At 63.7% G+C, this 12,424-nt stretch carries 9 protein-coding genes; 7 read left to right on the plus strand and 2 right to left on the minus strand.

What is annotated here, in order from left to right; all coding sequences use genetic code 11:
- Position 1 precedes the first annotated feature (1 nt).
- The 5 genes from IRZ77_RS12420 to IRZ77_RS12440 all read left to right on the plus strand — a co-directional run bounded on the left by IRZ77_RS12420 (position 2) and on the right by IRZ77_RS12440 (position 5,501).
- A complete protein-coding gene (locus IRZ77_RS12420) occupies positions 2 to 640 on the plus strand; it encodes a tetratricopeptide repeat protein (protein ID WP_015269019.1) in 639 nt (212 codons plus the stop codon).
- A complete protein-coding gene (bamB, locus tag IRZ77_RS12425) occupies positions 641 to 1,783 on the plus strand; it encodes an outer membrane protein assembly factor BamB (RefSeq protein WP_108480927.1) in 1,143 nt (380 codons plus the stop codon).
- 117 nt (positions 1,784 to 1,900) lie between these two features.
- Positions 1,901 to 3,364 (plus strand): ribosome biogenesis GTPase Der, encoded by a 1,464-nt coding sequence (gene der, locus IRZ77_RS12430; RefSeq protein ID WP_025337780.1) that lies wholly within the window; start codon positions 1,901 to 1,903, stop codon positions 3,362 to 3,364.
- A 209-nt stretch (positions 3,365 to 3,573) separates the two neighbouring features.
- On the plus strand, positions 3,574 to 4,722 hold the full coding sequence (locus tag IRZ77_RS12435; RefSeq protein WP_108480928.1) for a pyridoxal phosphate-dependent aminotransferase: 1,149 nt from the start codon (positions 3,574 to 3,576) through the stop codon (positions 4,720 to 4,722).
- Positions 4,710 to 5,501 carry an amidohydrolase gene (locus IRZ77_RS12440; protein ID WP_196173587.1) on the plus strand — a complete coding sequence of 264 codons (792 nt, stop codon included), beginning with the start codon at positions 4,710 to 4,712 and terminating at the stop codon, positions 5,499 to 5,501. Before IRZ77_RS12435 ends, IRZ77_RS12440 begins: the two co-directional genes overlap by 13 nt.
- Positions 5,502 to 5,630: 129 nt before the next feature.
- On the opposite strand, the gene IRZ77_RS12445 is transcribed toward IRZ77_RS12440, so the two are convergent.
- Entirely contained in the window at positions 5,631 to 8,186 is a 2,556-nt protein-coding gene (locus tag IRZ77_RS12445; RefSeq protein WP_196173588.1) for a PepSY domain-containing protein, read from the minus strand.
- A 246-nt stretch (positions 8,187 to 8,432) separates the two neighbouring features.
- Positions 8,433 to 10,745 (minus strand): TonB-dependent receptor, encoded by a 2,313-nt coding sequence (locus tag IRZ77_RS12450; protein ID WP_196173589.1) that lies wholly within the window; start codon positions 10,743 to 10,745, stop codon positions 8,433 to 8,435.
- A gap of 222 nt (positions 10,746 to 10,967) precedes the next feature.
- On the opposite strand from IRZ77_RS12450, the gene IRZ77_RS12455 reads away from it, so the two are divergent.
- Positions 10,968 to 11,648: a Fe2+-dependent dioxygenase gene (locus tag IRZ77_RS12455; protein ID WP_196173590.1), complete on the plus strand. Its 681-nt coding sequence runs from the start codon at positions 10,968 to 10,970 to the stop codon at positions 11,646 to 11,648.
- A gap of 3 nt (positions 11,649 to 11,651) precedes the next feature.
- Positions 11,652 to 12,401: a tetratricopeptide repeat protein gene (locus IRZ77_RS12460; protein WP_196173591.1), complete on the plus strand. Its 750-nt coding sequence runs from the start codon at positions 11,652 to 11,654 to the stop codon at positions 12,399 to 12,401.
- Positions 12,402 to 12,424: the final 23 nt, after the last annotated feature.

Genomic DNA, 12,424 nt, shown 5'->3' on the forward strand with positions numbered 1-12,424 from the left:
GGTGTCGAGTACCGATGATGAACTGGCAGGGGTCAAGGACTGGTGGAACCGCAACGGCAAGCCGCTGCTGACCGGTGCCCTGCTGGCTGGCGTGGTGGTGTTGGGCTGGAATACCTGGCACAAGTACCAGAACAATCAGTCGCAAGGTGCCTCGCAGCTGTACCAGGCCTTGCTGGAGACCAGCCTGACGCCGACTGGCCAGCCTGACGCGACCAAGGTCGCGGAGCTGGCCGGCAAGCTCAAGAGCGAGTTCGGCGGTACCGCCTACGCCCAGTACGGCAGCCTGTTCGTGGCCAAGGTCGCGGTCGAGACCGGCAAGCTTGACGATGCTGCTGCCGAGTTGAAGAGCGTGCTGGACAAGCCGGCCGATGCCACCCTGGGCGAAATTTCGCGTCAGCGCCTGGCCCGTGTGCTGGCTGCCCAGAACAAGGCCGAGGACGCCCTCAAGCTGCTCGACGGCGACGCCGACAAAGCCTTCCTGGCCAGCCGCGAAGAGTTGAAAGGTGACCTGCTGGTGCAACTGGGTCGCGCCGACGACGCGCACAGCGCTTACGAAAAAGCCAAGGCTGCGTTGTCCGATGAGGCGGCGGTCGGTGGCCTGCAATTGAAGCTGGATGACTTGGCCAAAGGGGACGCGTAAGTGATCGGTTGGAAACATGCAGCAGTGCTGACCCTGGCCGTACTGGCCGCAGGTTGCAGCAGCAACAGCAAGAAGGAACTGCCTCCGGCCGAGCTGACCAAGTTCACCGAGGAAGTGGTGCTGAAGAAGCAGTGGAGCCGTTCGATCGGTGATGGCCAGGGTGAGACCTACAACACCCTGGTACCTGCCATCGAGAACGACCGTATCTACGCCTCCGACGTCAACGGCGAAGTCTTTGCTCTCGACCGCATCACCGGCGACGTGGTGTGGAAGAAGGACCTCGAGCTGCCGGTATCCGGCGCTGTCGGCGTGGGCTACGGCCTGGTCATGATCGGTACCCTCAAGGGTGAAGTCATCGCCCTGGACTCCAGCACCGGTGAGGAGCGCTGGCGCTCCCGCGTGACCAGCGAAGTGCTGGCCCCGCCTGCCAACAACGGTGAGGTGGTGGTGGTGCAGACCCAGGACGATCGCCTGATCGGCCTGGATGCCGCCACTGGCGACCGTCGCTGGATCTACGAAAACACCCCGGCCGTGCTGACCCTGCGTGGCACCGGCGCGCCGATCGCCACCAACCGCCTGGCCGTCGCCGGCCTGTCCACCGGCAAGGTGGTGGCGGTGGATATCAACAACGGCGTGCCGGTTTGGGAGAGCCGCGTGGCGATTCCGCAGGGCCGTTCCGAGCTGGACCGAGTGGTCGATATCGACGGTGGCCTGCTGCTGTCGGGTGGTACCCTGTACGTCAGCACCTACCAGGGCCGCGTTGCGGGCCTGGACCTGGAAAGCGGCCGGGTGCTTTGGCAGCGCGATGCCTCCAGCTATGTGGGTGTCGCCCAAGGCTTCGGCAACGTCTACGTCAGCGAAGCTTCGGGTACAGTCGAAAGTGTCGACGAGCGCTCGTCCAGCGCCCTGTGGACCAACGACACCATGGCTCGCCGCCAGCTGACCGCACCTGAAGTGTTCTCCAGCTACGTGGCGGTGGGCGACTTCGAGGGTTACCTGCACCTGCTGAGCCAGGTCGATGGCCGCTTCGTCGGCCGTGAGCGTATCGACAGTGATGGCCTGCGTGCCCGCCCACTTGTGGTCGGCGACACCATCTACGTCTTCGGCAACAGCGGCAAGCTCGAGGCACTGACCATCCGCTGAAGCTATGCTTGAAGCCTTGGCGGGCTTCAAGCCGCGGCGCAGGACACGCCGCCCGAACTCCGGCCGCTGCTTTGCAGCGGCCTTTGCATTTTCAAGAATTCAAGAGTGGAGAGCCGAATGGTTCCCGTAATCGCCCTGGTGGGCCGCCCGAACGTCGGCAAATCCACCATGTTCAACCGCCTGACCAAAACCCGCGATGCCATCGTCGGTGACCTGTCGGGCCTGACCCGTGACCGCCAGTATGGTGATGCCAGCTGGCAGGGTCGTTCCTTCATCCTGATCGACACCGGCGGTATCACCGGTGACGAAGTGGGCATGGACGAGAAAATGGCCGAGCAGTCGCTCATGGCCATTGAAGAAGCCGACTATGTGCTGTTCCTGGTCGATGCCCGGGCCGGCATGACCGCTGCCGACCAGATGATCGCCGAGCACCTGCGCAAGCGGAACAAGGAAGCGATCCTGGTTGCCAACAAGATCGACAACATCGATGCCGATGTGGCTCGCGCCGAGTTCTCGCCGCTGGGCATGGGCAACGCCATCCCGGTGGCCGGCTCCCAGGGCCGCGGCATCAACGCGCTGATGGAGGCTGTGCTCGGCCACCTGCCACGCGATCAGGTCGAAGAAGCGCTGGACGCCGAAGTCGCCGAAGGCGAAGAGGCGGTGCGCATCCCTGGCCCGAGCGAGAAGGATGGTATCAAGATCGCCATCATCGGCCGCCCCAACGTCGGCAAGTCGACCCTGGTCAACCGCATGCTCGGCGAGGAGCGCGTGGTGGTGTACGACCAGCCGGGCACCACCCGCGACAGTATCTACATCCCGTTCGAGCGCGATGACGAGAAGTACACCTTCATCGACACCGCCGGCGTGCGCAAGCGCGGCAAGATCCACGAGGAAGTCGAGAAGTTCTCGGTGGTGAAGACGCTGCAGGCGATCAAGGACGCCAACGTGGTTATCTTCGTCATGGACGCCCGCGAAGGCGTGGTGGACCACGACCTGAACCTGCTGGGCTTCGCCCTGGAAGCCGGCCGCGCCATCGTCATCGCCCTGAACAAGTGGGACGGCATGGAGCCGGGCGAGCGTGACTACGTGAAGACCGAGCTGGAGCGCCGGCTGTTCTTCGTCGATTTCGCCGACATCCACTTCATTTCCGCCCTGCACGGCACCGGCGTGGGCCACCTGTACAAGTCGGTGCAGGCCGCGTTCAAGTCGGCGGTGACCCGCTGGCCGACCAGCCGCCTGACGCAGATCCTCGAAGATGCCGTGAGCGAGCACCAGCCACCACTGGTCAATGGCCGCCGCATCAAGCTGCGCTATGCCCACCTTGGTGGTGCCAACCCGCCGCTGATCGTGATCCACGGCAACCAGACCGACAAGATTCCCAAGTCGTACTCGCGTTACCTGGAGAACACCTACCGCCGCGTGCTGAAGCTGGTCGGTACGCCTATTCGCATCGAGTACAAGGGCGGTGAGAACCCGTACGAGGGCAAGAAGAACACCCTCACCGACCGCCAGGTCAACAAGAAGCGCCGCCTGATGTCGCACCACAAGAAGGCCGAGAAGAAGCGCCGCGACAAGCGCTGATTCCGCGCCAGCTTCTTCGCGGGTAAACCCGCTCCCAGGTCCCAGACAGTTTTCGAATTCTGTGCAGTACCTGTGGGAGCGGGTTTACCCGCGAAGGGGCCCTTTGATCCAGCGCAATCCCCCTATTGTTTCAACCTTTTTCCTGACCGCTCGATCCGCTATGCTCGGACTCCACCCCGTGCCGGATACACCCCAGGAAAGAGGGCTCCATGATCCGCAGCAAACTGCCGAATGTCGGCACGACCATCTTCACCACCATGTCCCAGCTCGCCGTGCAGACGGGCGCGCTCAACCTGTCGCAAGGTTTCCCCGACTTCAATGGCCCGCAGGCACTGCTCGATGCAGTCGGCCGGCATGTGGCCGCCGGGCATAACCAGTATTCGCCGATGACCGGCTTGCCGGCCCTGCGCCAGCAGGTGGCGGCCAAGGTCGCGCGGCTGTATGGCGGGCAGGTGGATGCCGACCAGGAAGTGACCATCACCCCTGGCGCCACCGAGGCGATATTCTGCGCCATCCAGGCGGTGGTGCATGCTGGTGACGAGGTGATTGTCTTCGACCCTTGCTACGACAGCTACGAGCCGTCCGTGGAACTGGCCGGTGGCCGCTGCGTGCATGTACAGCTGAGCGACGGCGATTTCCGCATCGACTGGCAGAAGTTCAGCGATGCCCTCAGCCCGCGCACGCGCATGGTCATCCTCAATTCGCCGCACAACCCAAGCGGTGCGCTGATCACTCGCGATGACCTCGACCAGCTGGCGCGGCTGATCGCTGACCGCGATATCTACCTGGTCAGCGATGAAGTATACGAACACCTGGTCTACGACGGTGTGCGCCATGCCAGCGTGCTGGCCCACGAGCAACTGTACCAACGCGCCTTCGTGGTCAGCTCGTTCGGCAAGACTTATCACGTTACCGGCTGGAAGACCGGCTACGTTATCGCCCCGCCAGCACTGAGCGCCGAGCTGCGAAAGGTGCACCAGTACGTCAACTTCTGCGGGGTGACCCCGCTGCAGTGCGCCCTGGCCGATTTCATGGCCGAGCACCCCGAGCATATCGATGAACTGCCGGCCTTCTACCAGGCCAAGCGAGACTTGTTCTGCGGCTTGCTGGAAGGCTCGCGGTTCCGTTTCACCCGCACGGCGGGTACCTATTTCCAGCTGGTGGACTATTCGCAGATCCGCCCGGACCTGAACGATGTCGACATGTCGCTGTGGCTGACCCGTGAGCACGGCGTGGCGACCATCCCGGTGTCGGTGTTCTACCAGCAACCCATCCCCGAGCAACGCCTGGTCCGCCTGTGCTTTGCCAAACGAGAGGAGACGCTGCGTCAGGCAGCGGAAAAACTATGCGCGATCTGAGCACACTGCCGAATCTGAAAGTCGCCCTGGTGCAGACCACCCTGGCCTGGCATGACCGCGAGGCCAACTATGCGCACTTCGAGGTGCTGCTGGAGCAGGTGGGCGAGGTGGACCTGGTGATCTTGCCGGAAATGTTCACTACCGGTTTTTCCATGCAATCGGAAAGCCTGTGCGAGCCGGAAAACGGCCCGACCTACAAATGGCTGAAGGCCCAGGCGAAGAAGTACAACACGGTGATTACCGGCAGCGTGATCATCCAGGCCGCTGATGGCAGCCACCGCAACCGCCTGCTGTGGGCCCGGCCGGATGGCGAGATACTGCACTACGACAAGCGCCACCTGTTCCGCATGGCCGGTGAGCACAAGCATTACACCCCGGGCGAACGCCAGGTGCAGTTCGAGCTCAAGGGCTGGCGGATTCGCCCGCTGATCTGCTACGACCTGCGCTTCCCGGTGTGGAGCCGTGATGCCCAGGACACCGACCTGTTGCTGTACACCGCAAACTGGCCGGCTGCGCGCCGCCAGCACTGGAACCGCCTGTTGCCGGCGCGGGGTATCGAGAACCTGTGTTATGTGGCTGCGGTGAACCGGGTGGGCACCGACGGCAAGGGCTTTGCCTATTCTGGTGACAGCCAGGTGCTGGACTTCCAGGGCGAGAGCCTGCTCAGCGCCGGGGAGGCCGACGGGGTGTTTACCGTGGTGTTGAGCGCGGCGGAGCTGGCGGCCTACCGGGCCAAGTTCCCGGCCAACCTGGATGCCGATACCTTCGAGCTGCACTGACAGCCTGTACCGGCCTCTTCGCGGGTAAACCCGCTCCCACAGGTACCGCACAGTATTCAAAATATGTGAGGACCCTGTGGGAGCGGGTTTACCCGCGAAGAGGCCGGTGCGGGTTACATCAGTTTCCGATCAGTACACATCCCGCCGATACCGCCCATCCTCGATCAACTGCTGCACAGCGGCTTCCCCAAGGATACCGTTAAGCGCCGCATCCACCCCCGCCGCCATCCCTTGCAGGCTGCCGCAGACATACACACAAGCGCCATCCGCCACCCAGCGCTTGAACTCTTCAGCCTGCTGCAGCAACACATCCTGCACATACACCTTCTCGGCCTGATCCCGCGAAAATGCCAGGTCCAGGCGTGCCAGGTCGCCGCTTTCCAGCCAGCCTTGCAGCTCGTCACCACACAGCAGGTCATGCGCCCGGTTACGTTCGCCGAACAGTAGCCAGTTGCGCTGCTCGCCGGCATTCACCCGTGCGCGGAGCAGGCTGCGCAGGCCGGCCAGGCCAGTGCCGTTGCCGATCAACACCAGCGGTGCAGCAGTTTCCGGCAGGTGGAAGCTGCTGTTGCGCCGCAAACGCATGCTCAGCGTACCGTCAAGCGGCAGGTACTCGGTCAGCCAGCCGGAACCCAGTCCCAGGTTGCCATCGGCATGGCGTTCCTGGCGCACGATCAGCTCCAGCACGCCATCACTGGCGATCGAGGCAATCGAGTACTCGCGGCTGCCGATCGGTACCAGTGCGTCGACCAGAGCTTGCGGCTGCAGGCCGATCAGGTGATCGCGACGGGTCGGCAACTGGCGGCCGGCCAGGGCCTGGGCGAGGGTTTCGCCCAGGCCATTCACTTGCACCTTGGCCCCGGTGTCCAGCGCCATGCCATCGAGGAAGGCGTCGATCCTCGGCTGGCCATTGAGCGGCAGGATCTCCACCAGGTCACCGGCTTCCCAGCTGGCAGGCTGTTCCGGTCGCAGGCCCAGCAGGTACACCGGCTGGCCTTGGCTGCCCGGGTTGAGCAGTTCACGGCGCACCAGCGACCAGCTGCCGAAACTCGGCGGCTGCCAGGCAGCCACTGGCTGGGCGCCAGTCAGTTGCGCCAGCTCCTGCTGCCACTGCTGCAGCGCGGCCTGGTCGGCGTTGTCCACTTCCACCGGGCTGAATGCACTGGTGGCACCGCGTTCACCCAGCCATGCCTGCAGGCGGCGGGCGAAGCCGCAGAAGTGCGGATACTGGCGGTCACCGAGGGCGAGCAGGGCATAGCTGAGGTTCTCCAGCGCCCAAGGTTGGCCGAGCACCTTGCGTTCGAAGGCGCGGGCGCTGTCGGGGGCTTCGCCGTCGCCGAAGGTGCTGACCACGAACAGTGCACGGCGGGCCTGGCTCAGGTCGCTTTCATCCAGTTCTGCCAGGGCGCGTACCTGCACTGGCAGGCCGGCGGCCTGAAGCTGCCCGGCGCTCTGCCAGGCCAGTTGTTCGGCAAGCCCGCTCTGGCTGGCAAAGCTGATCAGCCAGCTGTCGCCGCTGGTAGTGTTGCTGGTGACGTTGCCACGGGCGGCACGCACCTGGCGCTTCTTGCGCCGGCGGTCGAGGTACAGCAGCCAGCCGGTGACGAAGAACAGCGGCATGGTCAGGCTGGCGATGGTGACGATGATGCGCCCCGGCAGCCCGAAGTATTCGCCCACGTGCAGGGCGTAGACGCTCTGCAGCAACTGGGCCTTGAAGGACTTGTCGGTGTAGCGGTCATGTCTTTTCACTTGGCCGCTGGCCGGGTCCAGCACCAGGGTGTTGAAGGCACGTGGGTGGTCGGCGTTGTCCAGCAGGTAGAACAGGTTGGCCGGCTGGCCGCCTACGGGTGGCAGGCGCAGGTTGTACATCGCTAGGCCCGGGCCGGCCGCGTCCTTGAGATTGGCCCATATCGCGTCGTAGTCGACCACCAGTGGTGGGGCGTTCTTGTCGATCTTCTGCGGCCCGTGGCGGCCACGGCCTTCGCCGCGCTTTTGCTGCTGGCCGGCGGCCGGCGCGTCGGCCAGCAGCTTGTTCAGGCCTTCGCGGTACCACTCGTAGGACCAGAAAAGTCCGGTCAGGGCGAACAGCAGGTAGAACAGCAGGCACCAGGTGCCGGCCACCGCGTGCAGGTCCCAGTTGAAGGCGCGGCCTTTCTTGGCCCAGTCGAGGGTCAGCCAGGTGCGCCAGTCCAGCGCCTTGCGCGGCCAGCGCAGGTACAGGCCGGAGAGGCAGAAGAACACCAGCATCAAGGTGCAGGCACCGGTGATCTGCCGGCCGCTGTCGCCCATGGCCAGGAAGCGGTGCAGGTTGAGCATGAGGTTGAAGAAGCCTTGCCCGGCCACTTCTCCCTTGAGTTCGCCGGTGTATGGGTCTGCGTAGCGCAGCGGGCCACGGCGCTCGCCTGGTGGCGGGGTGAAGGAGACGCGTGCGGCGTTGCCTTCGCGCACATCGACCCACAGCATCGCTACCTTGTCGTGCTGCTGGGCCTCGACCCGCTGGACCAGTTCGGCCGGTGGCAGCACGCCCTCCGGGCGTACCTGGACCTTCAGGACATCGGCATTCAGCGCGCGCAGCAGCTCTTCCTGAAACGAGTACAAGGCCCCGGTGATACCCATCAAGGCCAGCACCAGGCCAGCGGTGATGCCAAAGAACCAGTGCAATTGGAACAGCGTCTTCTTCACCACATGATCACCTTGTGTTTCTGCCGCACACCGCGCGGCGTGCATTATGCCTTGATACGCAAAAGCCCCGCTCACGGGAATGAACGGGGCAGGGTGGGCTAGTCAGTCAGGCTTGTTGGCTGTACCGGCCTCTTCGCGGGTGAACCCGCTCCCACAGGTACTGCACTGACCTCAGGTCCAGGGATATCTCTTTGGGAGCGGGGGCCGGCACAGGCGCAGCCCATTCAACAGATCAACCCAATCCCGACATCAGAAATGGACGCTGGTAGTCAACAGAGCCGTCCGCCCCGCCGCCTGGTTGGCGAAGTGGGTGGAAAAGGCCTTGTCGTAGTACACCTCGTTGGTCAGGTTCTGCACGTTCAGCTGCAGGTCGACGTTCTTGGTCAGCTTGTAGGCGGCCATGGCGTCATAGCGCACGTAGCTGTCGACCATTGTGGTGTTGGCCACGCTGCCGTACACGTCATCCACGTAGAAGGCACCACCCCCCACGGTCAGCTTCGGTGTAATGGAGTAGGTGGTCCACAGGCTGGCGCTGTTGTTTGGCGTGTTCGGCAATTGGTTACCGTCGTTGGCCTTGTTCACTGCGCCGCCGTCGATCTGGCGGGCTTCCATGTAGGTATAACCGGCAAATACCTGCCACTTGTCGGTGATCTTGCCGCTGGCTGACAGTTCGATGCCCTGCACACGGGTTTCGCCGACGTTTTCGTAGGTGGTGGTGTCAACCTGAACGCGGGCGTTTTCTTTCTCGGTGCGGAACAGCGCGGCGGCCAGGGACAGGCGCTGATCGAGCAGGTCCCATTTGGTGCCGATTTCGTAGTTCGTGGTCTCTTCCGGCTCCAGATCACTGCTCAGCAAGTTGCCGGCGCGATCGGTGGTGTTGCCCAGCGGGTTGCCTTCAGTACCTTCGCCCAGCATCGCCCCGGGTGGCGTTGCGGAGGTGGCGTAGGAAACATAGATGCTGCCATTCTCGGCCGGCTTCCACACCAGGCCCAGCTGGCCGGTGACGAATTCGCTTGTATCCTTGCCTTTGGAAACAACGCCCTTGCTGTTCACCACGGTGGCTCCTGTGGCGTCGTAGGTGCGGTACTGGGTGTCGAAGTGGTCGTAACGCAGGCCCATGTTCAACAACCACTCGGGCGTCAGCTCGAGCGTGTCGAAGACATAGATTGCGCGGGTGTTGCTCTTGGTATCGGTGCCCGCGTAGTTGCGTGCGATGCTGCCGTTCCATGGATCGTCCGGGTTCGGGTTGCTCAGCGAGGTGCAGTTGTAACCGCTGGTGGCGCCGATCATGCCGGGGGTGCAGTTGGTATTGGCGGAGCCGCCCGGGACGGTGTCGGTATCGACGGTATAGCTCGAGCGCTTGCTCTCTTCACGGCTCAGTTCTATACCGGTCGAGAAGCTGTTCTTCATGCCACCCAGGTAGAACTCGCCGAACAGGTCGGTCTGGTTGGTGGTGGTGGCAGTGTTGCCCACACGGGTGTTGGCGCGGCGCCAGACGCTGCCGTTGTTGACGTTACCCTTACTGTCGTCAGGCTGGGTCAGGATGTAGTCCTGCATGCTGTTGCCGTGGCGCAGGGTGTTCTTGATGGTCAGCGAGTCGGTCAAGTCGTGTTCGATGGCGAAGGTGGCGATGTCCACGCGGCTTTTGCGGAAGTCACGACCGGTCAGGCCATAGAAGTTGTCGCTGTCACCGCCGTCGTACGGTTTGCTCGGGTGTGCCGAGGTTCGGGCAGTACTACCAGCGGTCGGAATGGTGTACGGAATGCCCGAGTCCGGCAGGTCGTCGCTTTCCAGGTGGTAGTAGTCGAGGTTGACCCGGGTCGGGGTGCCCAGACCGAAGGCCAGAGACGGGGCGATACCCCAACGGTCGTAGTTGACCTTGTCGCGGCCGGCGACGTTGCTTTCGTGGGTCATCAGGTTCAGACGCCCGGCAACGGTGTCGCTGAACTGGTAGTTGCCATCGAAGGTATAGCGCTGGGTCTGGTCGCTGCCCCAGGTCCAGGCGCCGTCAAGCGAGTTGCCCAGGTGGGCGCGCTTGCTCACCAGGTTGATGCTGCCGCCGGCGGCGCCACGGCCGCCGATGGCCGAGTTCGGGCCCTTGGCCACTTCCACCGATTCGATGGCGAAGATTTCACGGGTTTGCGCACCTGTGTCACGCACCCCGTCCAGGTATGTGTCGCCCTGGGCGTCAAAGCCGCGTATGAACGGGCGGTCGCCTTGCGGGTTGCCGCCTTCGCCGGCACCAAAGGTGATGCCGGGTACGGTGCGCAGTGCATCCTGCAACGATAGAGCGTTGGTGTCCTTGATAACTTGCTGCGGGATCACGGTGACCGAGCGCGGGGTGTCTACCAGCGGCGCGGTGTACTTCTGCGAGGAGGCCTTGTCGACCTTGTAATCGGTGCTGGCCTGTTCAGCCTTGCCGTTGACGCTGGTGGCGTCGAGGGTGATTGCGCTGCTGGCGGCCGGGTCGGCTGCATAGGCAGAGGAGGCACTGAGGGCAACGCCGATGGCAGACACGATCAGGCGTGGTGAACTCACTGCAGATGGTACGGATTGGCGCATTGCTAAGGACCTTCCCCAAGGTGGTAAGGCCGCGGATCTTAATGTAAGCAATTGTGAGTCACAATTGAGAGTAGTTACCATTCGTGAAGAATTTACAATCTTTACAATTTCCGTTTACGGTTTCATCAAGCTGAAACGTCTTAAGCGGCGAATGGGGCTTGTGAAGCGCAAAAGGGAATCAATATCATTGGCACCTTTACAATTTCCAACGGTGGCGCCGCCATGCTGCTTCACATCCCCGGCCTGTTCGACGCCGATGAACTGGCCCGTATCCGCGAGGCGCTGGAGCAGGCCGACTGGGCCGACGGCAAGATCACGGCCGGCTATCAGTCGGCCAAGGCCAAGCACAACCTGCAGTTGCCGGAAGGCCACCCGTTGGCCAAGGAGATCGGCACTGCACTGATCGACCGCCTGTGGCAAACCCCGCGCTTCATGTCCGCAGCCTTGCCGCACAAGGTGTTCCCGCCGCTGATCAACTGCTACCGCGAAGGCGGCAATTTCGGCTTCCACATCGACAATGCCCTGCGCCAGCCCAAGGGCAGCCCGGAGCGGGTGCGTACCGACCTGTCTTCCACGCTGTTCCTCAGCGAGCCGAACAGCTACGACGGCGGCGAGCTGGTGATCCAGGACACCTATGGCGTGCAGCAGGTCAAGCTGGCTGCCGGTGACCTGGTGCTGTACCCCGGCACCAGCCTGCACAAGGTCAACCCTGTTACCCGAGGCCAGCGTTACGCCGCGTTCTTCTGGATCCAGAGCCTGGTGCGCGAGGACAGCCAGCGGGCGTTGCTGTTCGAGATGGACAATGCCATCCAGCAACTGACTGCCGATGTGCCGGACCATCCATCATTGCTGCAACTGACCGGCACCTACCACAACCTGCTGCGCCGCTGGGCCGAGGTCTGAATCGTGTCCTATCAGTTGCGGCGTGAGGAAGTGGTCGATGTGGCCGGTTTGCAGGCCATGCTGGAAGAAAGCCCTGGCAAGGCCGCCCAGGCGATCCTGGCGGCGGCCGGGCAGGGCGCGGTGGAGGCACAGTTGCTGCTGGGGCAGATTCTGCTGGACGGGCGCGGCATTCAGGCGGACGCTGCCGTCGCCAGGCGCTGGTTCGGCATCGCCGCGCAGGGCGGCAGTGCCATGGCGCACAACATGCTGGGGCGTTGCCTGGAGCATGGTTGGGGTGGTGAACCAAGCCAGGCGCAGGCAGCCATCCACTATGCGCGTGCGGCCGATGCCGGGCTGGACTGGGGGCTTTACAACCTGGGCAACCTGCTGGCTACCGGGCGCGGCATACCGGCCAACCAGGCGCAGGCGCTGATGTGCTACGAGAAGGCCGCGCACATGGGGCATGCCAAGTCGATGAACCTGTACGGGCGTTACCTGGAGCAAGGCATCGCCACGGCGCCCAACCCGGCACGGGCGGTGCGCTGGTATCGGCGCTCGGCCGAGGCGGGGGACTTTCGTGGCATGTTCAGCCTGGGGCTGGTGCTGGTCGAGCGTGGGCAGGTGGCGGAAGCCGGGCCCTGGTTGGAGCGGGCGCGGGTCGAGGGGAACATGAATTTCCTGCGCAGTGCGCTGGTGACCTTGCAGGGTGCCGGGCCGGTGTTGATGGCCGTTGCGGCGCGGTATGCCGAGGAGATCGAACGGCGAGGGAACTGAGGTTGCCTGTGCTGGCCCTATCG

This window comes from Pseudomonas pudica (genome assembly GCF_015680405.1).
Classification (GTDB): Bacteria; Pseudomonadota; Gammaproteobacteria; order Pseudomonadales; family Pseudomonadaceae; genus Aquipseudomonas; species Aquipseudomonas pudica.

Coding starts and splice junctions, on each gene's coding strand:
- der (WP_025337780.1), top strand. CDS start 1,901: ATGGTTCCCGTAATCGCCCTGGTGGGCCGCCCGAACGTCGGCAAATCC.
- IRZ77_RS12455 (WP_196173590.1), top strand. CDS start 10,968: ATGCTGCTTCACATCCCCGGCCTGTTCGACGCCGATGAACTGGCCCGT.
- IRZ77_RS12435 (WP_108480928.1), top strand. CDS start 3,574: ATGATCCGCAGCAAACTGCCGAATGTCGGCACGACCATCTTCACCACC.
- IRZ77_RS12440 (WP_196173587.1), top strand. CDS start 4,710: ATGCGCGATCTGAGCACACTGCCGAATCTGAAAGTCGCCCTGGTGCAG.
- IRZ77_RS12450 (WP_196173589.1), bottom strand. CDS start 10,745: ATGCGCCAATCCGTACCATCTGCAGTGAGTTCACCACGCCTGATCGTG.